The organism is Myceligenerans crystallogenes (genome assembly GCF_039529775.1).
Lineage (GTDB): Bacteria > Actinomycetota > Actinomycetes > Actinomycetales > Cellulomonadaceae > Myceligenerans > Myceligenerans crystallogenes.
Window position 1 is genome coordinate 110,837 of record NZ_BAAANL010000003.1, and the last position, 21,300, is coordinate 132,136.

General features: G+C 74.0%; 17 protein-coding genes. All 17 read left to right on the top strand.

Annotated elements, in window-relative coordinates:
* Position 1 precedes the first annotated feature (1 nt).
* Positions 2-1,006, top strand: a complete 1,005-nt coding sequence (gene folP, locus ABD208_RS08165) for a dihydropteroate synthase (protein ID WP_425561082.1) — start codon at positions 2-4, stop codon at positions 1,004-1,006.
* Positions 976-3,741 carry a 2-amino-4-hydroxy-6-hydroxymethyldihydropteridine diphosphokinase gene (gene folK / locus ABD208_RS08170; protein ID WP_344101424.1) on the top strand — a complete coding sequence of 922 codons (2,766 nt, stop codon included), beginning with the start codon at positions 976-978 and terminating at the stop codon, positions 3,739-3,741. Before folP ends, folK begins: the two co-directional genes overlap by 31 nt.
* Before the next feature lie 10 nt (positions 3,742-3,751).
* Positions 3,752-4,234, top strand: coding sequence for a DUF3180 domain-containing protein (locus tag ABD208_RS08175; RefSeq protein ID WP_344101426.1), 483 nt, complete (start codon positions 3,752-3,754; stop codon positions 4,232-4,234).
* 30 nt (positions 4,235-4,264) lie between these two features.
* On the top strand, positions 4,265-4,747 hold the full coding sequence (locus ABD208_RS08180; protein ID WP_344101428.1) for a PH domain-containing protein: 483 nt from the start codon (positions 4,265-4,267) through the stop codon (positions 4,745-4,747).
* On the top strand, positions 4,744-6,348 hold the full coding sequence (locus ABD208_RS08185) for a PH domain-containing protein (protein WP_344101430.1): 1,605 nt from the start codon (positions 4,744-4,746) through the stop codon (positions 6,346-6,348). Before ABD208_RS08180 ends, ABD208_RS08185 begins: the two co-directional genes overlap by 4 nt.
* A 19-nt stretch (positions 6,349-6,367) precedes the next feature.
* Positions 6,368-7,333 carry a Rossmann-like and DUF2520 domain-containing protein gene (locus ABD208_RS08190; RefSeq protein WP_344101432.1) on the top strand — a complete coding sequence of 322 codons (966 nt, stop codon included), beginning with the start codon at positions 6,368-6,370 and terminating at the stop codon, positions 7,331-7,333.
* Positions 7,334-7,406: 73 nt separating this feature from the next.
* Entirely contained in the window at positions 7,407-8,498 is a 1,092-nt protein-coding gene (panC, locus tag ABD208_RS08195) for a pantoate--beta-alanine ligase (protein WP_425561083.1), read from the top strand.
* Positions 8,499-8,598: 100 nt separating this feature from the next.
* Positions 8,599-9,063, top strand: coding sequence for an aspartate 1-decarboxylase (gene panD, locus ABD208_RS08200; protein WP_344102272.1), 465 nt, complete (start codon positions 8,599-8,601; stop codon positions 9,061-9,063).
* A complete protein-coding gene (locus ABD208_RS08205; protein ID WP_344101434.1) occupies positions 9,060-10,787 on the top strand; it encodes an L-aspartate oxidase in 1,728 nt (575 codons plus the stop codon). Before panD ends, ABD208_RS08205 begins: the two co-directional genes overlap by 4 nt.
* Positions 10,788-10,906: 119 nt before the next feature.
* Complete coding sequence (locus ABD208_RS08210; protein WP_344101436.1) at positions 10,907-14,596, top strand: hydantoinase B/oxoprolinase family protein; 3,690 nt, start codon at positions 10,907-10,909, stop codon at positions 14,594-14,596.
* A 9-nt stretch (positions 14,597-14,605) separates the two neighbouring features.
* Positions 14,606-15,532: a carboxylating nicotinate-nucleotide diphosphorylase gene (gene nadC / locus ABD208_RS08215; protein ID WP_344101438.1), complete on the top strand. Its 927-nt coding sequence runs from the start codon at positions 14,606-14,608 to the stop codon at positions 15,530-15,532.
* Between the two features lie 85 nt (positions 15,533-15,617).
* Positions 15,618-17,138, top strand: a complete 1,521-nt coding sequence (gene lysS, locus ABD208_RS08220; protein ID WP_344101440.1) for a lysine--tRNA ligase — start codon at positions 15,618-15,620, stop codon at positions 17,136-17,138.
* A 40-nt stretch (positions 17,139-17,178) separates the two neighbouring features.
* A complete protein-coding gene (locus tag ABD208_RS08225) occupies positions 17,179-17,403 on the top strand; it encodes a hypothetical protein (protein ID WP_344101442.1) in 225 nt (74 codons plus the stop codon).
* Between the two features lie 178 nt (positions 17,404-17,581).
* Positions 17,582-17,908 (top strand): histone-like nucleoid-structuring protein Lsr2, encoded by a 327-nt coding sequence (locus tag ABD208_RS08230; protein ID WP_344101444.1) that lies wholly within the window; start codon positions 17,582-17,584, stop codon positions 17,906-17,908.
* A gap of 30 nt (positions 17,909-17,938) precedes the next feature.
* Complete coding sequence (locus tag ABD208_RS08235) at positions 17,939-19,168, top strand: lactonase family protein (protein ID WP_344101446.1); 1,230 nt, start codon at positions 17,939-17,941, stop codon at positions 19,166-19,168.
* Positions 19,168-20,439 carry a D-inositol-3-phosphate glycosyltransferase gene (gene mshA, locus ABD208_RS08240; RefSeq protein ID WP_344101448.1) on the top strand — a complete coding sequence of 424 codons (1,272 nt, stop codon included), beginning with the start codon at positions 19,168-19,170 and terminating at the stop codon, positions 20,437-20,439. Before ABD208_RS08235 ends, mshA begins: the two co-directional genes overlap by 1 nt.
* A 53-nt stretch (positions 20,440-20,492) precedes the next feature.
* A complete protein-coding gene (locus ABD208_RS08245; RefSeq protein ID WP_344101450.1) occupies positions 20,493-21,230 on the top strand; it encodes a phosphoglyceromutase in 738 nt (245 codons plus the stop codon).
* The last annotated feature ends 70 nt before the right edge of the window (positions 21,231-21,300 follow it).

A 21,300-nucleotide genomic window follows, 5' to 3' on the forward strand; every position in this document is an offset into this window, starting at 1 on the left:
CATGGGCGGCACGACGCATGCGCGCGGCCCGGCGGTAGCAGCCGGGATCGCGGGGCTGCCCGAGCTGTCCGGCGTCGCGCGCACGCTGGTCATGGGCGTGGTCAACGTGACGCCCGACTCGTTCTCCGACGGCGGCGAGTGGTACGAGCCCGACGCCGCCGTCACCCACGGCCTGGAACTGCTCGGCGAGGGCGCGGACCTGCTCGACGTCGGGGGCGAGTCCACGCGCCCCGGCGCGGGCCGCGTGCCGCGCGACCAGGAGCTCGCGCGGATCCTCCCGGTGATCGAGGCGCTGGCCGGTCACGGCGCGATCGTGTCCGTCGACACGACCCGGGCGGCGGTGGCCGAGCGCGCGGTCGCCGCGGGCGCGCGCGTGGTCAACGACGTGTCGGGCGGCCTCGCGGACCCGGACATGGCCCGCACGGTCGCGGACCTGGGCGTCCCGTACGTCGCGATGCACTGGCGCGGGCACGCGGACGTGATGGACAGCCTCGAGGTGTACGACGACGTCGTCGCCGACGTTCGTGACGAACTCTCCGCGCGCATGGATGCCCTGGTCGGGGCTGGTGTGGATGCTGCGCAGATCATCCTGGACCCCGGGCTCGGCTTCGCGAAGGCCGGGGCGCTGAACTGGCCGTTGCTGGCCCGCCTCGACGCGCTCACCGCCCTGGGCAGGCCGGTGCTGGTGGGGGCGTCCCGCAAGCGGTTCCTCGGTCACCTGCTCGCGCACAGCGACGGCGAGCCGGTGGCGCCCAGGGCGCGCGACGACGCGACGGCGGCGGTCTCGGCGTTGTCCGCCGCCGCCGGCGCCTGGTGCGTGCGGGTGCACTCCGTGCGCGCGTCGGCCGACGCGGTCCGGGTGGCGGCCGCATGGGGGCGGGCATCGGGTGATTCCGGGGACATATCCGTGGCGTACCACACAGATGATGAAACGGGTGCGGGGGGACTTGCGCGGACCTGGCAGGATTCTGGGACGTGCGACGATCACGGGGGGACCTCACGGTGAACAGCTTCGCGGCGGCGGTGGCCGGTCCGGACGGACAGGCGCTCGACCAGATCAGGATCACGGGAGTGAGCGGGCGCGGCCGGCACGGCGTGCTCGAGTCGGAGCGTGCCACGGGCCAGGAGTTCCGGGCCGACGTGGTGCTGCACCTCGACACGCGCCCGGCCGCGGAGGGCGACGACCTGCGCGCCACCGTCAGCTACGCGGACGTGGCGCAGGAGACGCACGACATCCTCGTGGGTGAGCCGGTCGACCTCATCGAGACGCTCGCCGAGCGCATCGCCGCGGTCGCGCTCTCGCACGACGCCGTGTACGCGGTGGACGTGACGGTGCACAAGCCGCAGGCGCCCATTCCCGTGGCCTTCGCCGACGTCGAGGTCACCATCCGCCGGGACCGCGTGGCGGTCCCGCCCGCGGTCGGGGCGGCGCCGTCGGCGCCGGTCGCGGCGGACGGCGCGGGACCGGCGGATCCGGGGACGACGACGGCGGCCCCGGCCGGGCACGAGCTCCCCGGCGGCGACGTGGCGGAGGACCCGCTGGCCTGGCCTCCGACGGAGTCCGCCGCGGTAGCGGCCGGCCCGTCGGACGAGCCCGCGGCTCCGCTGACCGGCACCGCGCAGGACGCGGAGCCGAACGGCTTGGTGGTCCCCGAGATCAGCCCGATGCCCGCCGCGCCCGAGGCGTTCGCCGCGGGGCCGGAGCAGGCCGGGGCGCCGGCGCAGGAGCCGGCCGAGATCGCCCCGCAGGCCGAGCAGCCGGTCGCCGTCCCGGCCTTCGAGCCGTCGGCCGACGCGCCCGCGCGCCCGCTCGACGAGGAAGTGACCGCCCGCCGTCCCGCTTATGACCCGGACGCCTACGCGGCCGTTGCCGCGGGCGCCGCCGGTGCCGCGGCCGTCGCCGGGTTCGCGGCGCAGGAGCCCGAGACCCCGCCGAACGGGGCGCCCGCGGAGGCGCAGCCGGAGCAGTACGCCGGCGAGCGGTTCCCCGAGCAGCAGTACCAGCAGGACTACCCGGCGGATTACCAGCAGGAGGAGTACCAGCGGGAGCAGGCGCCCGGGTTCCCCGGCGACCAGCAGGCGCCCGCGGGCCAGGAACCGGTCGGGTCGCACTACGAGGCGATCCAGCACCCGCGGTTCGACTCGCAGCAGGACCCGGCGGACGCGCACGACCAGGACGCGCAGCAGCAGTTCCAGGACCCGCGGCAGTTCTCCGACGCACAGCAGTTCGGCGAGGGGCAGCAGTTCGCGGATCCCCAGCAGTTCGCCGACGGACAGCAGTTCTCCGACTCCCAGCAGTTCGCCGAGGGTCAGCAGTTCGCCGAGGGGCAGCCGCATCCTGCCGGGCAGCAGTCCTTCCCGCAGGACCAGGAGCAGTACCAGCCCGAGCCGCAGTACCACGAGGACGCGGCGCAGCAGTTCCAGGAGCCGCAGCAGCAGTACGCGGACGCGCACCAGTTCCCGGCCGACGCGCAGCCCTACGCCGGCGAGCAGCAGGCGTTCCCGCAGGACCAGCAGCAGTACCAGCCCGAGCCGCAGTTCCAGCCGGCCCCGGCCGCGCAGCCCGCACCGGCCGAGCAGCCCGCGGCGGCGTCGTCGGACATGCCCGGGAACGGCCCGGTGGACCGCCTCGACGAGACGCCCGCCGAACCCGTCGAGGTCGTGCTCGCGCTCGGCGCGAACCTGGGCGACCCGCAGGCGACCCTCCGGGCCGCGGTCCTGGACCTGGACCGGATCGCCGGGCTGCAGATCACCGAGGTCTCCCCGCTGGCCCGGACCGCCGCCGTCGGCGGGCCGGAGCAGCCGGACTACCTCAACGCCGTCGTCGTCGCGCGGACGCGGCTGTCGCCGCGCGGCCTGCTGCACGCGTGCCAGGCGGTGGAGCACGCGCACGGCCGCACCCGCGAGGAGCACTGGGGGCCGCGCACCCTCGACATCGACGTGGTCACCTACGGGCTGCTGACGGCCGCCGCGGACGACCTCGAGGTGCCGCACCCCCGCGCCCACGAGCGCGCGTTCGTGCTCGAGCCGTGGGCCCAGCTGAAGCCCGAGGCGGTGCTGCCCGGCCTGGGCGGCGGCCCGGTGGCCCAGCTCGCCGCGACCGCCCAGGACCGCGGCGGCATCCGCTGGCTCGCGCTGGACTGGCTGACGGAGTCGAACTCGGGCGCGGACCCGACGGGCGACGTCGAGCCGCAGCCCACGGCGTCGCACCGCCCGTACAACCCGCCCGCCCCGGCGCAGCCCGAGGCGCCCGCCCAGCAGCAGCCGATGCCGGGCGCGCCCGGCCAGGGACAGCCGGGCCAGCACCCGGGGGAGCAGTTCCAGCAGCAGCCCCCGCAGCAGCAGAACCCGTTCCAGCCGCCGCAGGACGCGTTCCAGCCGCCGCAGGACGGCCAGGGCTTCGCCGGCTCCGGCTCGACGCCGTACCCGCAGCAGGCGGGTGCGGTGCCGCCGCCCCAGGAGTCGCTGGTCCCGGCGCCGGCGGCGCACGCCCCCGGGCCCCGCTCCGCGCCGGTGGTCCCGGCCGCCGTGCGCGAGACCGCGCACCAGGAGATCCCCGCGGAGCCGGTCCCCCTGGACCCGGCTCCGGCGAAGCCGGTGTTCGCGCCCGTCCGGCCGCAGCCGGGCGACGTGCCGTTCGCCCCGGTGAACCACCAGCAGGGCACCCAGCAGCCCGCCGCCACGACCGACGAGCGCCCGGCCTGGATGCCGGTACTGCCCGACGACAACGGGCAGCGCTGAGGCGGCCGGTATGCGACGCACCTCGATCCCGAGCCTGCTGCTGATCCTCGCCGGCGTCGCCGTCGTGGGCTGGCCGGTGCTGCGGGCGCTCGAGGCCCGCGGCGTCCACCTGCCGCCGGTGCCGTGGCTCGTCGACGCCGCGATCGTCGTCCTGGCGGGCGTGGTGTTCTGGCTCGGCTGGACGGTGCGCGCCTACCAGAAGGGCGACCGTCCCTCGCTGGACGGGCTCCGGGCGGCGCGCACGCTGGTGCTCGCCAAGGCGGCGTCGCTGGCGGGGGCGCTGCTCGGCGGCTGGTACCTGGCGCAGGTGCTGCTCGTCCTGCCGGACCTGGCGATCGAGCCGCGCCGGGACCGGGCGCTGGCGGCGGGGATCGCCGTCGCCTGCTCGCTGGGCCTGGCCGTCGTCGGCCTCGTGGTCGAGCGGTTCTGCCAGCTCCCGCCGCCCCCGGACGGCGAGGAGCGGGACACGAACGGCTCGACCGCGACCGCGTGACGTAGCGGGGGGCCGTGCGAGGATGGCGACATGACCAGCCCGTTCGACCCGCACGATGTGACCTGGAGCCGCGTGTCGCCCCGCCTGACGGCCGCGCGCCTCATCCCCGCGTCGATCACGTTCGCGGTGCCAGTCGTCGCCGGAGTGGTCCTGGCGCTGACCGTGGGGCGGTGGTTCTGGCTGCTCGCCGGGACGGCGGCGGTGCTGTGGGTGTGGACGGCGCTCCTCGTGCCGCGCCAGGTCCGGGCGATCGGCTACGCCGAGCGCGAGGACGACCTGCTGATCCGCAAGGGCATCATGTTCGTGTCGCTCACGGTGGTGCCGTACGGCCGCATGCAGTACGTCGACGTCGAGGCCGGCCCGCTCGACCGGCGGCTCGGGCTCGCCACGGTGCAGCTGCACACGGCGTCGCCGGGCACGGACGCCCAGATCCCCGGCCTCCGGCCGCAGGAGGCGGCGCGCCTACGCGATCGTCTGGCCTCCCGCGGTGAGGCCAGGCTGGCGGGGCTGTGAACGGCCCGGGAGCCGTGCCGGACGACGTCAGGCCGGACGAGACCAAGCCCGACGGCATCGGGTTGGACGACGCCGCGCCGGAGAGCGTGCCGGACAGCACCGATTCCCTCAGCTGGCGCCGCGTGCACCCCGTCACGCCCATGGTGCGGGGCTGGGCGGTGCTGGGTGGCGCGATCTTCATCGTGGGCCAGCAGACGCTGGACGGCGGGCCGGGTGAGGACCGCGGGCTGATCGGCCTGCTCACCAGCGATTTCTGGTGGACGGTCCCGCTCGGCCTGGTCCTGGTCGCGCTCGCCGGGTTCGGCTACGCCGCGCTCGCCTGGCGCATGACGACGTTCGCGGTCGGCGAGGAGACGGTGCACCTGCGCCGCGGCATCCTGTTCAAGCAGCAGCGGCACGCCCGCCTCGACCGGCTGCAGGCGGTGGACGTGCGGCAGCCGCTCGTCGCGCGGTTGTTCGGGCTGTGCGAGCTCAAGCTCGAGGTGGCGGGCGGGTCGGACTCGGGCGTCACGATCGGCTACCTGCGCGACGCCGACGCCGCCGCGCTGCGCAACGAGCTCCTGGCGCGTGCCGCGGGCCTCAAGGGAACCCCGGCCTCGACCAGCGGCGTCGTCCCGCCGCCGGACGCCGGCGGCGCGGCGCCGGCCCCCGGCGGCACCCCCGAAGGGACGACGACGTCGCCCGCCGACGGGCCGCTGCTGGTCGAGGCTCCCGAGCGACCGGTCCTGGAGGTCCAGCCCGGGCGGCTGATCGCCTCGCTGCTGCGGAACGGCGTCTCGATCGGCTTCGCGCTGTTCACGATCGGCCTGATCGTCACGATGATCGTCACCGGACGGCCGCAGATCGTGTTCACGGTGATCGCGCCGATCATCGGTATCGGCGGGTACCTGTTCAACCGGTTCTCCACGGAGTTCGCGTTCCGGGTGGCGATCAGCGCCGACGGGATCCGGCTGCGGCACGGCCTGCTGGAGACGCGGGCGCAGACCATCCCGCCGGGGCGGGTGCAGGCGGTGTCGCTGACGCAGGGCCTGCTGTGGCGCGGGCCGGACTGGTGGCGGGTCCAGGTGAACGTCGCGGGCTACGGGGGCGACTCGAACGCGGAGACCACCAACGTCCTGCTGCCGGTCGGCACGCGCGACGAGGCGCTGACGGTGCTGTCGCTCGTCCTGCCGGACCTCGGCGTGGAGGACCCGCGCGCGGTGCTCGACGACGGCCTGTCGGGCGACTCGCGCCGCACGGGCCGGTTCGTCGGCAGCCCGCGCAGCGCACGCTGGGTCGATCCGGTCGGCTGGCGCCGGCAGGGCTTCGCGGTGACCGGCCGGGCGCTGTTGCTGCGCGGCGGGCGCCTGTACCGCATCCTGAACGTGGTGCCGCACGAGCGGACGCAGTCCCTGCGGATCGCGTCGGGGCCGCTGCAGCGGCGGCTGGGGCTCACCTCGTTCGAGGTGCACTCCACGCCGGGGCCGGTCTCCCCGCAGGTCAGTCATCTGCGCGCGGCGGACGCCGCGGCGCTGCTCGGCGAGCAGGCCGCCCGCGCCCGCACGGCCCGCGCCCACGCGGGACCCGAGAGGTGGATGGAGGACGGTGAGCATGAGCACTGACGGCGCGAGGAAGGTCGGCATGAGCACTGATCCGGCGGCGCGGCCCGGCCGGCTCGGGGTCGGCGTCGTCGGCGCCGGGCGCGTCGGGGCCGTGCTGGGCAGCGCGCTGCGGGCGGCGGGTCACACCGTCGTCGGCGCGAGCGGCGTGTCCGAGGAGTCGCGCGAGCGCATCGCGACGATGCTGCCCGGCGTGCCCGTGCTCGAGGTGCCGCAGGTGGTGGAGCGCGCCGAGCTGGTGCTGCTCGCCGTGCCCGACGACGCCCTCGCGCCGCTGGTCGCGGGCCTCGGCGACACGGGCGCCTGGCAGACCGGCCAGCTCGTGGTGCACACGTCCGGCGCGGCCGGCGCGGCCGTGCTGGAGCCCGCCCGGCTCGCGGGCGCGATCCCGCTGGCGATCCATCCCGCGATGACGTTCACGGGCACCTCGCTCGACCTGGCGCGGCTGACCGGCTGCACGTTCGCGGTGACCGGTCCCGCCGCCGTGCAGCCCATCGGGCAGGCGCTCGTGGTGGAGATCGGCGGCGAGCCGGTGGTCGTGCCGGAGGAGGCGCGCGGGCTCTACCACGCCGCCCTGGCGCACGGCGCGAATCACCTGGTCGTGCTGGTCGCGCAGGCGGCGCAGGCGCTGCGGGAGGCGGGGATCGCGACGCCGGGCCGGGTGCTCGCGCCGCTGCTCGGCGCCGCGCTGGAGTCGTCGACGCGGGCGGCCGACGTCGTCGGCGACGGCCCCGGCGCGATCACGGCGCTCACCGGCCCGGTGTCGCGGGGCGACGTCGGCACGGTCGAGCGCCATCTCGGCGTCCTGGCGGACCTGGCGGCGCGCACCGGCGCGACCGACGTCCCGGCCGCCTACACCGCCCTCGCGAGCGGCGCGACGCGCCGCGCGCTCGCGAGCCACCGCATCGGGGACGACGCCGCGAGCGCCCTGCTCGACGTGCTGGAACGTGCCCGCGCTTCCGCGCAACGAAGGGCGAGCGGCGGGTGAGGGCCGAGGTACGAGGCCCTCGCCCGGAGCGGAGTCCGAGGAGCGCGGACATGGATACGAGGAGTGACCACTGATGAACACGACTTCCGAGGGCGGGGCCGCCGCGGGTGGAGCCTCCGAGGGCGCGACGCCTGAGGGTGTGACACCCGAAAGTGCGACCTCCGCGGGCGTGGCGCCGCAGAGCGTGGCCACTGAGAGCCGCACCGTCGAGGGCGGGACCCTCGGCAGCAGCGACGTACTGGAGGAACACGCCGCGGTGGCCGCACCTCCCGCCGTCGTCCGGACGCGGGAGGACCTGCGTGAGGCGCTGGTGCGGTGGACGATGTCCGCACCGATGGGCAGCCTGTCCGGCGGCGCGCCGGCGCGGCGTGCCGTCGTGATGACGATGGGCGCGCTGCACGAGGGACATCTTGAGCTGGTCCGCCGGGCACGCGACGAGGCAGGTCCCAGCGGCCAGGTGGTCGTGACGATCTTCGTGAACCCGCTGCAGTTCGGCGCGGGCGAGGACCTGGAGAAGTACCCGCGTGACCTGGACGGCGACGTCGCGAAGCTGGCGACCGTGGGTGCCGACCTGGTGTTCGCCCCGGGCCCGGACGTCGTCTACCCGGGTGGCGACCCGATCGTGCGGGTGTCGGCGGGCCGGATCGGCGAGGTGCTGGAGGGCGAGTTCCGCCCGGGGCACATGGACGGCGTGCTGACCGTCGTGCTGAAGCTGCTGCACCTGGTGCGGCCGGACGTGGCCCTGTTCGGCCGGAAGGATGCGCAGCAGCTGCTGGCGGTGCGCCGGATGGCCGCCGATCTGGACCTGGACGTGGAGATCCTGGGCGTGGAGACGGTCCGTGACGAGGACGGCCTGGCGAAGTCGTCCCGGAACGCCTATCTGTCCCCGGAGGAGCGGGAACGTGCGCTGGCGCTGTCCCGGGCGCTGCGGGCGGGGGCCGAGGCGGGGGCGGGCGGCGCGGCGGCGGTGCGCCGGGCGGCGTCGGACGTCCTGAACGACGCCGACGGCGTCGTCGTGGATTACCTGGCCCTCGTGGATCCGTTTACGGTGGAACATGTGCCCGATGAGTTCGAGGGACCCGCGCTCCTCCTGGTAGCCGCGCGGGTGGGCGCGACAAGACTGATCGACAACCACGTTGTTGAGGTGTCGCCGCAGGTCACGTGAGTGATTCTGGAGGTCGGCGGCGCCGTCCCAGGAGGCTGGAACCGTGAACCACACCCCCCACCGCGCGCCCGTACGCCGCCCGGCGTCGCTGCAGCGGCCCATGATGATCTCCAAGATCCACCGCGCCACCGTCACCCAGGCGGATCTGCACTATGTGGGATCCATCACCGTGGACTCCGACCTGCTCGACGCGGTCGACCTCGTTCCCGGGCAGCAGGTCGACGTCGTCGACGTGACCAACGGGGCGCGCCTGAGCACCTACGTGATCCCCGGTGAGCCCGGTTCCGGGCAGATCTGCATCAACGGCGCGGCCGCGCACCTGGTGAAGCCGGGCGACATGGTCATCCTCATCGCCTACGGCATGATGTCCGACGCCGACGCGCGCACCTTCCTGCCGCGCGTCGCCTTCGTCGACGAGCACAACCGGATCGTGGAGCAGAGCGACGAGCCGGGGCTCGTGCCGGACGGCTACGGGCTCACCGAGAGCGGCCTGCCGATCGAGCCGTACCAGCAGGCCGGGCTGGTGCGGACGGCCGCCGGCCGGATGTCGGTCGACGAGCGGTGAGCCTTCCCCCGGCACGGCTCGCTCGTGCCCTGGCAGCACCGGAGCCCGGCTGGAGCACGCGCGTGGACGCCGTCGTCGTCGGCTCCGGGATCGCCGGGCTGACGGCGGCGCTCGAACTGCGCACGCGCGTGCCGCGGGTGCTGCTCGTGACCAAGGGCGAGCTGTCCAGCGGGTCCACGGTGTGGGCGCAGGGCGGGATCGCGGCGGCGCTGCACCCGTCGGACACGCCGGAGGCGCATCTGCAGGACACGCTCGGCGCGGGCGGCGGGCTCTCCGATCCCGAGGCCGCGGGCGTGCTGGTCACGGAGGGCCCGGAGCGCGTCCGCGAGCTGGTGGCGCGCGGCGCGGTGTTCGACGCCGACGCCGCCGGCGGCATCGCCCTGACCCGCGAGGGCGGCCACCGCGCCGACCGGATCGCGCACGCGGGCGGCGACGCGACGGGCGCGGAGATCTCGCGTGCCCTGGTCGCCCAGATCGAGGCGGTCCGCAACGACCCGGGCATCGAGATCATCGAGCACGCCCTGGTGCTGGACATCCTCACGGGCACGCCGGCCTCGGCCGAGGCGCGAGGTGGTGCCCTCGGCCGCGGGGCCGTGTCCTCGGCGGACGCGCGACCCGTCGCCGGAGTGACGTTGCACGTGCGGGGCGAGGGTTCCCGGGACGGGGTGGGGGCCGTGCTGGCGCCCGTCGTGATCCTGGCGACCGGGGGGATCGGGCAGGTGTTCCGGTCCTCGACGAATCCCGCCGGGGCGACCGGGGACGGGATCGCGGCCGCGTTGCGGGCGGGCGCCGTCGTCGGCGACCTGGAGTTCGTGCAGTTCCACCCGACGGTGCTGTGGCTGGGGTCCGGGGCGAAGGGGCAGCTGCCGCTGATCAGCGAGGCCGTGCGCGGGGAGGGGGCGCTGCTGCTGGACGTCGACGGGCACCGCTTCATGCCGGGCGTGCACGAGATGGCCGAGCTCGCGCCCCGGGACGTCGTCGCGCACGCGATCGTGCGGCAGATGGCGGCCACGTCGGCCGACAACGTGCTGCTGGACGTGCGGCACCTCGGCCGGGGGTTCCTCGGCGAGCGGTTCCCGACCATCACGAAACGGCTCGGCGAGCTGGGCATCGACTGGTCCGAGGAGCCGGTGCCGGTCGCGCCCGCGCAGCACTACCACTCGGGCGGCGTCGTCACCGACCTGGCCGGGCGCACCAACGTGCCGGGCCTGTACGCGGTCGGCGAGGTCGCGTGCACGGGCGTGCACGGGGCGAACCGGCTCGCGTCGAACTCCCTGCTGGAAGGGCTCGTGTTCGCGTACCGCGCGGCGCGCGACGTCGCCGGCCGGTACGCCGCGGGAGAGTTCCGCGACGTCCCGGAACCCGCCGGGCGGCCCGGCGGGCAGGCGCTGATCGCCGCCACGTCGCGCAGCAAGATCCAGAAGGCGATGTCCCACGGCACCGGCGTGATCCGCACCGCGAAATCCCTGACCCGCACCGACGAGAAGCTCTCCGCGATCCGCGCGGACGCCCACCGCGCCGCCGACGTGATCGCCGCCCCCCAGGCCGCCGAATGGGAGACGACGAACCTCTACCAGGTCGCCCGCGCACTGACCCGCGCGGCCTGGCTCCGCACGGAATCCCGCGGCGGCCACTTCCGCGCCGACCACCCCGCACCGGACCCGGACTGGAGGCGCCGCGTCCTGATCAGCCTGTCCGACGACGGCGCCCTGCGCGTCCGCTGACCCCCGCGCGGCGGCCCGTCCACGCGTTCGCCCACGACGTCGATATCGACCTCGCGATCCTCGGCGTCGATATCGGCGCCGTACCGGCGACGGCGTCGCGCGGCGCCTACGATCAGCGGATGACCTGGGAGTTCTGGATCGATCGCGGCGGGACCTTCACCGACATCGTGGCGCGGCACCCCGAGGGGGCGCTGAGCTCGCACAAGCTGCTGTCCGAGGATCCGGAGCGGTACGACGACGCCGCCGTGGCCGGGATCGAGCGGATCCTGCGGGAGTACGCGGGCGCGACGACGGGGGCCGACGGCGCCCGGCCGGCCGAGGGTGATGGTGCCCCGCGGGCGTCGTCGGACAGGATCCGGGCCGTGCGGATGGGGACGACCGTCGCGACCAACGCGCTGCTGGAGCGCACGGGGGAGCCGACCGTGCTCGTGGTCACCCAGGGGTTCCGGGACGCGCTGCGGATCGCCTACCAGAACCGGCCCCGGATCTTCGACCGGCACATCGTGCTGCCCGAGCCGCTGTACACGCGCGTGATCGAGGTCGGCGAGCGGGTGACCGCCGAGGGGGAGGTGCTTCGCGCGCCGGACCTGGAGGCCGTGGAACAGGACCTGCGTAGCGCGTACGACGACGGGTTCAGGGCGGTCGCCGTCGTCGCGATGCATTCGCACCTGCATCCCGGGCACGAGAACCTCGTCGCCGATCTCGCCGAGCAGATCGGGTTCCCGCAGGTGTCGCGGTCCGCCGAGGTCAGCCCGCTGATGAAGCTCGTGCCGCGGGGGGACACCACCGTCGTCGACGCCTACCTGTCGCCCGTGCTGCGGCGGTACGTCGACCGCGTCGCGGACCGGCTCACCGGCGTCCCGCTGCAGTTCATGCAGTCCAACGGCGGGCTCACCGAGGCGCACCGGTTCCGCGGCAAGGACGCCATCCTCTCCGGGCCCGCGGGCGGGATCGTCGGCATGGTGCGGATGTCGGCGCTCGCCGGGTTCGACCGCGTCATCGGGTTCGACATGGGCGGCACCTCCACCGACGTCTCCCACTACGCGGGCGAGCTGGAACGTGTCTTCGACAACCAGGTCGCCGGCGTCCGGCTGCGCGCCCCGATGCTCGACATCCACACCGTCGCCGCGGGCGGCGGCTCGATCCTGCACTTCGACGGCACGCGGTACCGCGTCGGCCCGGAGTCCGCCGGCGCCGTCCCCGGCCCCGCCTGCTACCGCCGCGGCGGTCCCCTCACCGTCACCGACGCCAACCTCCTGCTCGGGCGCATCCGCGCCGAGCACTTCCCGGCCGTGTTCGGGGCCGACGGCGACCAGCCGCTCGACACCGACGTCGTGGCCCGGAAGTTCGCGGCGCTCGCGGCCGAGATCGGCGACGGCCGTACCCCCGAGCAGGTCGCCGAGGGATTCCTGGCCGTGGCGGTCGCCAGCATGGCCGGCGCCGTCAAGAAGATCACCGTCCGCAAGGGCCACGACGTGACCCGCTACGCCCTGACGACGTTCGGCGGCGCGGGCGGGCAGCACGCCTGCGCGGTCGCGGACGCACTGGGGATCGACACGGTGCTGGTCCCCCCGATGGCGGGCGTGCTCTCGGCGCTGGGCATCGGCCTGGCGGACACGACGGTCATGCGCGAGCAGTCGGTGGAGCTCCCGCTGGCCGCCGCGGACAGTGCGGCCCGGCTGCGGGAAGCCGCCGGCGCGCTGGAGTCCGCGGCCCGGGCCGAGCTCGCCGCCCAGGGGATCTCCGGCGGGAGCGACGCCCCTGGCCACGACGCGAGCGGCGTCGTCGTCTCGCGCAAGGTGCACCTGCGGTACGAGGGCACCGACACCGTCGTCCCGGTGCGGCTCGCGGACCCGGCGGAGATGACCGCCGAGTTCGAGGCGGCCCACCGCTCCGTCTACTCCTTCCTCCTGGACCGCCCCCTCACCGCCGAGGCGGTCGCCGTGGAGGCGGTGGCCCCGTCCGGGGCCGGTGACGCGGTGGTCGGTCAGCTGTCGCAAGATCGGTCGCCCGAGCGGCCGATCCTGCCGCGGACGACCGACCACGAACCCGCGACGATTTCCCTCTTCGCCGGGGGGCGCTGGGCCGACGGGGTGCTGCGGCAGCGGGAGGCGATGGCACCCGGCGACGTCGTCGTCGGCCCTGCGATCATCGCCGAGGCCAACGCCACCACCGTCGTCGAACCCGGCTGGACCGCCGAGGCCACGCACCACGGCCACCTCACCGTCACCCGCACCACCCCGCGCCCCGACGCCCGGATCTCCGCCGACGCCGCCGACCCCGTCATGCTGGAGATCTTCAACAGCCTCTTCATGTCCATCGCGGAGCAGATGGGCGCCCGCCTGGAGGCGACGTCGCAGTCGGTCAACATCAAGGAGCGCCTCGACTTCTCCTGCGCGCTCTTCGACCCGGACGGCAACCTCGTTGCCAACGCGCCGCACATCCCGGTGCACCTCGGCTCGATGGGCACGTCCGTCAAGGAGGTCATCGCGCGCCGCGCCGGCGCGATGCGCCCCGGCGACACGTACGCCGTCAACGACCCGTTCCACGGCGGCACCCATCTCCCGGACGTCACGGTCATCACGCCCGTGTTCGACGACGCCGCCCGCATCCTCTTCTACGTCGCCTCCCGCGGGCACCACGCCGAGATCGGCGGCATCGCCCCCGGCTCCATGCCCGCGACCAGCCGGAACATCGACGAGGAGGGCGTCCTGTTCGACAACTGGCTGCTCGTCTCGGGCGGCCGGATGCGCGAGGCCGAGACCCGCGAGCTCCTCACCTCGGCCCGCCATCCGTCCCGCGACCCGGACACCAACCTCGCCGACCTCCGCGCGCAGGTCGCCGCCAACACCCGCGGCGTCGAGGAGATCGCCGCGATGGTGGAGCACTTCGGGCTCGACGTCGTGCAGGCGTACATGCGGCACGTGCAGGACGGCGCCGCGGAGGCCGTGCGGCGCGTCATCGACCGCCTGGACGACGGCGCCACGGAGTACCGCACGGACTCGGGCGACACGATCGCCGTCCGCGTCACGGTGGACCGGGACGCCCGGCGCGCCACGGTCGACTTCACGGGCACGTCGCCGCAGCTCGACGGCAACTTCAACGCCCCCAGCGCCGTCGTCACGGCGGCCGTGCTGTACGTCTTCCGCACCCTGGTCGCCGACGACATCCCGCTCAACGACGGCTGCCTGCGCCCGCTCGACATCGTGATCCCGCCGGGCACGATGCTGTCGCCGGCGTACCCGGCCGCCGTCGTCGCGGGCAACGTGGAGACCAGCCAGGCGATCACCGGCGCGCTCTACGCGGCGCTCGGCGTGCAGGCCGAGGGCTCCGGCACGATGAACAACCTGACCTTCGGCAACGCGCGCCACCAGTACTACGAGACGATCGCCTCCGGCTCGGGCGCGGGCGACGGCTTCGACGGCGCGCCGGCGGTCCAGACCCACATGACCAACTCCCGCCTCACCGACCCCGAGGTCCTGGAGACCCGTTTTCCCGTCATCGTCAGGAACTTCGCGATCCGCGAGGGTTCGGGCGGCGCCGGCCGCCGGCGCGGCGGCGACGGCGTCGTGCGCGAACTGGAGTTCCGCGAGCCGATGACGGCCAGCCTCCTGACCAGCCACCGCGTCGTCGCGCCGTACGGCATGGCGGGCGGCGCCCCGGGCGCCCTCGGCCGCAACAGCGTGCGCCGCGCGGCATCGGGCCCGCCTCCCGAACCGCTCGCGGGCCGCGACTTCGTGGAGCTGGGCCCGGGCGACGTCCTGGTCGTCGAGACCCCGGGTGGCGGCGGCTTCGGCTCCGTCGATTAGGTTGTGGGCGTGAGCGAAACAGAACGCCAGCCGTCCGTCGTCGAGCCGGGGCTGGACCCCGGGTGGATCGCGCGGACGGTCGCCGTCGCACTCGACGAGGATCTCGGGGCCGCGCCCGGGCGGGACGTCACCACGCAGGCGACCGTTCCGGCCGACGCCGTCGGCGCCGCCGATCTGGTGGCGCGGCAGAGCGGGACGGTGGCGGGGCTCGTCGTCGCCCAGGAGACGCTGTCGCAGGTCGCGGACCGGTTCGGGCTGGACGCGCCGCAGGTGACGTATGTCGCGCAGGACGGGGACGACGTCGAGCGCGGGCAGGTGCTGGCCACGATCACCGGGCCGGTGCAGGTGCTGCTCACCGCCGAGCGCACGCTGCTGAACCTCGCCTCGCGGGCCTCCGGCGTGGCGACCGCCACGCGGGCGTTCGCGCGCGAGCTGGCGGGCACGGGCGCGACCGTGCTGGACACGCGCAAGACCACACCGGGGCTGCGTGCCCTGGAGAAGTACGCCGTGCGGGCGGGCGGCGGCACGAACAAGCGGATGGGCCTGTACGACGTCGCGATGGTGAAGGACAACCACGTCGTGGCCGCGGGCTCCGTGGCCGGGGCGATCGCGGCGGTGCGCGCCACCTTCCCGGACGTGAGCATCCAGGTCGAGGCGGACACCACCGAGCAGGCGATCGAGGCGCTGGGCGCCGGCGCCGACTTCCTGCTGCTGGACAACATGCCGACCCCGGTCCTGGCCGCGACCGTCCGCGCGGTGCGCGAGCGCGAGGGCCGCGACGGCGTTCCCGCGCACGTCGACCTCGAGGCCACGGGAAATCTCACCCTGGACCGGGCCCGGGAGGTCGCCCTGACCGGCGTCGACCACCTGAGCGTCGGTGCGCTGACGCACAGCGCCCCGATCCTCGACCTCGCGCTGGACCTGCGTTCCTCGTGAATCCGGGGTCCGGCGGCCTCCGGCGAAATCCAGCGTCGGGACGAAATGGATTCGGCGCACTGCTTCACGCCGATAGAATCGCCGGGTGACTTCCGAAGCCCCCGCCGAGAACACCGCACCCGAAACCGACGACCTGCCCGAGCAGACGCGGATCCGGCGCGAGAAGCGCGAGCGCATCCTCGCGCGCGGCGATGCGGCCTATCCGGTGAATCTTCCCGTCACCCACGGCATCGCAGAGATCCGGGAAAAGTACGCTGATCTGGCGCAAGGCGAGGAAACGGACGATGTCGCCGGCGTCGCCGGGCGCGTCGTCTTCCTGCGCAACACGGGCAAACTCTGTTTCGTCACGCTGCAGGACGGCAAGGGCAATCGCCTGCAGGCGATGCTCAGCCAGAACGTCGTCGGCGAGGAAGCGCTCACGAATTTCAAGAGCGACGTCGATCTCGGCGACCATCTCTTCGTGCACGGCCGCATCGGGTCCTCGCGGCGCGGCGAACTGAGCGTCTTCGCCGACGAATGGCGCATGGCCGCCAAGGCGCTGCGCCCGCTTCCCGTGCTGCACAAGGACCTTTCCGAGGAGGCGCGCGTCCGGCAGCGATACGTGGACCTCATCGCGCGGCCCGCCGCCCGGGACATGGTGCGGATGCGTGCCGGCGTGGTGCGTTCCCTGCGGGAGAATTTCCACCGCCGCGATTTCCTCGAGGTGGAGACGCCGATGCTGCAGGCGGTCGCCTCGGGCGCCTCGGCACGTCCGTTCTCGACGCATATGAATGCGTACGACATGGAACTCTTCCTGCGGATCGCCCCCGAGCTCTTCCTCAAGAAGGCGGTCGTGGGCGGCGTCGAGAAGGTCTTCGAGATCAACCGGAACTTTCGTAACGAGGGGGCCGACTCCTCGCACTCCCCGGAGTTCGCGATGCTCGAGGCCTACGAGGCGTACGGCGATTACGACACGATCGGCGCGCTCACCCAGAACCTCGTCCAGACCGCGGCGAACGACGTGCTCGGAACCACGGTCGTGACGCTCCCGGACGGCACCGAATACGACCTCGGCGGCGAATGGGCGAAGATCACGATGTACGGCTCCCTGTCGGAGGCGATCGGTGAGGAGATCACCCCCGCCACGGGAGTCGAACACCTGACCAAGCTCGCCGACCGGGCCGAGATCTCCCTCGACCCGAAGAAGGCCACGCACGGAAAGCTCGTCGAGGAACTCTGGGAGCACCATGTGGGTGACGGCCTGTCCGCCCCGACATTCGTGCGGGACTTCCCGGTCGACACTTCCCCGCTGACCCGGGACCACCGGAGCATTCCCGGCCAGGTCGAGAAGTGGGATCTGTACGTCCGGGGATTCGAGCTCGCGACCGGATATTCCGAGCTCGTCGACCCGGTGGTGCAACGGGAACGTTTCGCGGCCCAGGCCGCCCTCGCGGCGGCGGGCGACGACGAGGCGATGCGCCTCGACGAGGACTTCCTCACCGCCATGGAGATCGCCATGCCGCCCGCCGGCGGAATGGGCATGGGGATCGACCGGCTCCTGATGGCGCTCACGGGTCTCGGCATTCGCGAGACGATCATGTTCCCGCTCGTCAAGCCCCAGGCCTGACGCATGCCGGTGACGCACACTCGATTGTGAGGATTCTGTGGTGGATACCTTCGTGGCGGTGATCTCGGGCCTGGCGCCCTCGATCGGTGTAGGCGTTCTGTTCTGGTTCGCGATGCGAAAGATCCTTCGCGCGGACCGCGATGAACGTCTCGCGCTGGAGCGCATGGATGCCGGTGCTCCGTCAGGGGCTCCGGATTCTACGGCGGGCGTCGCGGATTCCGCTTCGGGCGGCGTGGTATCCAGCGAAAATTCTCGCGGCGCGTAACCGGGGCGCGAGATTCTTCCGCCGGAATCGAGGCCACGTCGGACGACCCTGACCACGGGTGAAGTTTCTGTGTGTGCGAAATCACGGTCGTGACCCCTTTGTTTGACGATGCGCACACCGGTGCGGCATGCTTTCAACAACACCCAGAGATTTTGTTGATTGAAAGGGCGTGCGGACAATGGTCCAGAGGGTTCAGCTGGTACTGGAGGACGACATCGACGGCGGCGTCGCCGACGAGACGGTGTCTTTCGGTCTCGACGGCACGAGCTACGAGATCGATCTGAGCAAGGAACACGCGGAGGAACTGCGGAACGCCATCGCTCCGTGGGTGGGTGCGGCACGCAAGGCGAAAGCCGCCAAGGCCGCCCCGGCGTCGCGCCGCGCACGCGCCACCAACAACACCGCGGCGATCCGCGAGTGGGCCCGTGAGCAGGGTCACAAGGTGAGCGACCGCGGCCGGATCGCCGCCGAGATCGTCACCGCCTGGGAGAAGGCCAACGCCTGACCCGCTCGGCAGCAGCCCTAGGCTGGTTCCATGACTTCGGAGCCAGGCCATCGCATCCGCTCGCTGTGGATCGGCACCTATCCTCGACCCGGTGCCGATCCGGGCAGCGGTGAGGGCATCTTCCAGGTAACCGTCGACGCCGCCACGGGCGCGCTGAGCGACGCGCGGCGCGTGGTCGCGCTCCCGTCGCCGTCGTTCCTCGCGGTGCACCCCGGCGGGCGCAGCCTGTACGCCGTGGGCGAGACCGGCGTCGGTTCGCTGACCGTGCTCGACCTCTCCGGCGGCGACATGCCCGGCAGCGACATCGCCGGCCGCGGCACGGTGAGCTCCGGCGGATCCGACCCGTGTCACGTCGTCGCGACGGCGGACCGCCTGTGGGTCACGAACTACTCGGACGGCGTCGCCTCGACCTGGCCCGTCGACGACGACGGCGCGCTCGGCGCGGAGGCCCCCGTCACGTACGCGCACCGCGGGGCCGGCCCGGTCCTGGAGCGCCAGGAGGGCCCGCACGCCCACTTCGCCCACCCGGTGTCCCGGGCAGCGGGCACCGGCGAGCCGTCGGCGGAGACGGCGTCGGACGTCGTGCTGGTCGCCGACCTCGGCACCGACGAGCTGCGCGCCCACCGGCCGGGCGTCCCCGGGGACGCGGGCACCTCCGCCGTCGCCGCCACGTTCCCGCCCGGTACGGGCCCGCGCCACCTGGTCGAACTGCCCGGCGGCGCGCTCCTGGTCGCCGGCGAGCTGGACTGCCGACTGCACCTGCTGCTTCCCGAGCCCGGCCCGTCGGACCTGCCGCGCTACCGGCACGCGGACAGCTTCCCGATCACCGAGGCCACCTGGGGACCCGACGCGGCGCCCGGTTTCCCGTCGCACCTCACGCTCTCCCCGGACGGCCGGCACGTCCACGTCGGGGTCCGCGGCCCGGACGTGCTGGCCGTGCTGCGCCTCGAACGCGCCGGGGACAGCGGCTGGACGCTGGTCCGGACCGGCGACGTCGCCCTGGGCGCGGGCGCCTGGCCGCGGCACCACGCCGTCGTCGGTGACCCGGGCGCCGGTGACGTCGTCGCCGGTGACGCGGCCGGCGCCGCCGCGGATTCCGCCGGCGGGAGCGCCGGGAACCCCGCGGCCGAGCTGATCGTCGTCGCCGCGCAGAACTCCGCGGAGCTCCTTTCCGTCCGGATCGATCGCGCCACCGGGAAGGGAGAGGTCACCGCGCGGCTCCCGTTCCCCGTCCCGCCCGCGTGCGTGCTGGAAGCCTGATGCGCGTCGCGATGATCTCCGTGCACACCTCGCCGCTGGAGCAGCCCGGCACGGGGGACGCCGGCGGGATGAACGTCTACGTCCTGGAGCTCTCCCGCGCGCTGGTGCGCCGCGGGGCAGAGGTCGAGATCTACACGCGCGCGACGTCGTCGGCCCAGCCCAAGGCCGTCGACGCCGAACCCGGCATCAAGGTGGTGCACATCCCGGCCGGGCCCTTCGAGGGCCTGGACAAGAACGACCTGCCGGGTCAGCTCTGCGCGTTCGCCGCGGGCGTGCTGCGCGCCGAGGCGCACCGCCCCGAGGACTGGTACGACGTCGTGCACGCCCACTACTGGCTGTCGGGCCAGGTGGGCTGGCTCGCCACGGAGCGCTGGGACGTCCCCCTCGTGCACTCCATGCACACCATGGCGCGCGTGAAGAACGCCGCCCTCGCCCCGGGCGACCGCCCCGAGCCGATGGTGCGGATCGTGGGGGAGGAGCAGGTGGTCGCGGAGGCGGACGCGCTCGTCGCCAGCACCGAGCAGGAGGCCGACGACCTGACCTCCTGGTACGGCGCCGAGCGGTCCCGCGTCCACGTCGTGCCGCCGGGGGTCGACACGCAGCTCTTCTCCCCGCTGCCCGAGGCGGCCGGGGGCCGCGCGGTGCTCCGGGAACGTCTCGGCCTGCCGGCCGGCCGTGACGTCGTGCTGTTCGCCGGCCGCATCCAGCTGCTCAAGGGCCCCGACGTCCTCGTGCGGGCCCTGAGCGCCTGGCCCGCCGGGCGGCGTCGTCCCCTGCTCGTCGTGCTCGGCGGGGCCAGCGGGACGCGCACCGCGGTGCGCGAGCTCGAGGCGCTCGCCTGGCAGGAGGGCGTGTCCGACGACGTCCTGGTGCGCCCGGCCGTGCCGCAGGACGAGCTGGCGGGCTGGTTCCGGGCGGCGGACCTCGTCGCGGTCCCGTCGCACAACGAGTCGTTCGGGCTGGTGGCGGCGGAGGCACTGGCGTCGGGCACGCCGGTGGTCGCCGCCGCCGTCGGCGGTCTGCGCACGGTGGTGGCCGACGGCGAGTCGGGTGCGCTGGTTCCCGGCCACGACCCGGCCCGCTGGGCGCGCACGCTGGCGGACCTGCTCGCGGACGAGCAGCGCCGGGCGCGGATGGCCCGCGCCGCGCGGGCGTCGGCGGCGCGCTTCAGCTGGGACCACGCGGCGGGCGAGATGCTGCAGGTCTACGAGGCGGCACGCAGGCGGCACGCGGATTCCCGCGGGGTCCCGGGACCGGTGAACATCGCGTGACCAAGGAGCGGGACCGGATGGCACGGCCTCCCGGACACGGCAGGATGGGGCCCATGACCTACAAGCTTGTCCTGCTCCGCCACGGCGAGAGCGAGTGGAACGCCAAGAACCTGTTCACCGGCTGGGTGGACGTGCCGCTGTCCGAGAAGGGCATCGAGGAGGCGCGGCGCGGCGGCGCGCTGCTGACCGAGGCGGGCGTGACGCCCGACGTCGTGCACACCTCGCTGCTGCGCCGCGCGATCATGACCGCCAACCTGGCGCTCGACGCGGCGGACCGGCACTGGATCCCGGTCAAGCGCAGCTGGCGCCTGAACGAGCGCCACTACGGCGCGCTCCAGGGCAAGAACAAGAAGGAGACCCTCGCGGAGTTCGGCGAGGAGCAGTTCATGACCTGGCGCCGCTCGTACGACGTGCCGCCGCCCGAGATCGAGCTCGGCTCGGAGTACAGCCAGGACACCGACCCCCGCTACGAGGGCGCCCCCCTGGTCCGGACTGAGGCCCTCAAGCAGGTTCTCGACCGTGCGCTGCCTTACTGGGAGTCGGAGATCGTCCCGGACCTCAAGGACGGGAGGACGGTGCTGGTGGCGGCGCACGGCAACAGCCTCCGCGCCCTGGTCAAGCACCTCGACGGCGTCTCGGACGAGGCCATCGCGGGCCTGAACATCCCCACGGGCATCCCGCTGTACTACGAGCTCGACGAGGACTTCCGGCCCACCACCCCGGGCGGCACCTACCTCGACCCGGAGGCCGCGAAGGACGCGATCGCGGCGGTCGCGAACCAGGGCCGCTGACGAGGACGCAGCGCAGGGTGGGAGCCGAGGAACGAGGCTCCCGCCCGCAGCGGAGTCCGAGGAAGCGGCC

Coding starts and splice junctions, on each gene's coding strand:
- folP (WP_425561082.1), top strand. CDS start 2: ATGGGCGGCACGACGCATGCGCGCGGCCCGGCGGTAGCAGCCGGGATC.
- ABD208_RS08175 (WP_344101426.1), top strand. CDS start 3,752: ATGCGACGCACCTCGATCCCGAGCCTGCTGCTGATCCTCGCCGGCGTC.
- ABD208_RS08180 (WP_344101428.1), top strand. CDS start 4,265: ATGACCAGCCCGTTCGACCCGCACGATGTGACCTGGAGCCGCGTGTCG.
- ABD208_RS08190 (WP_344101432.1), top strand. CDS start 6,368: ATGAGCACTGATCCGGCGGCGCGGCCCGGCCGGCTCGGGGTCGGCGTC.
- panC (WP_425561083.1), top strand. CDS start 7,407: ATGAACACGACTTCCGAGGGCGGGGCCGCCGCGGGTGGAGCCTCCGAG.
- panD (WP_344102272.1), top strand. CDS start 8,599: ATGATGATCTCCAAGATCCACCGCGCCACCGTCACCCAGGCGGATCTG.
- ABD208_RS08210 (WP_344101436.1), top strand. CDS start 10,907: ATGACCTGGGAGTTCTGGATCGATCGCGGCGGGACCTTCACCGACATC.
- ABD208_RS08230 (WP_344101444.1), top strand. CDS start 17,582: ATGGTCCAGAGGGTTCAGCTGGTACTGGAGGACGACATCGACGGCGGC.
- ABD208_RS08235 (WP_344101446.1), top strand. CDS start 17,939: ATGACTTCGGAGCCAGGCCATCGCATCCGCTCGCTGTGGATCGGCACC.
- mshA (WP_344101448.1), top strand. CDS start 19,168: ATGCGCGTCGCGATGATCTCCGTGCACACCTCGCCGCTGGAGCAGCCC.
- ABD208_RS08245 (WP_344101450.1), top strand. CDS start 20,493: ATGACCTACAAGCTTGTCCTGCTCCGCCACGGCGAGAGCGAGTGGAAC.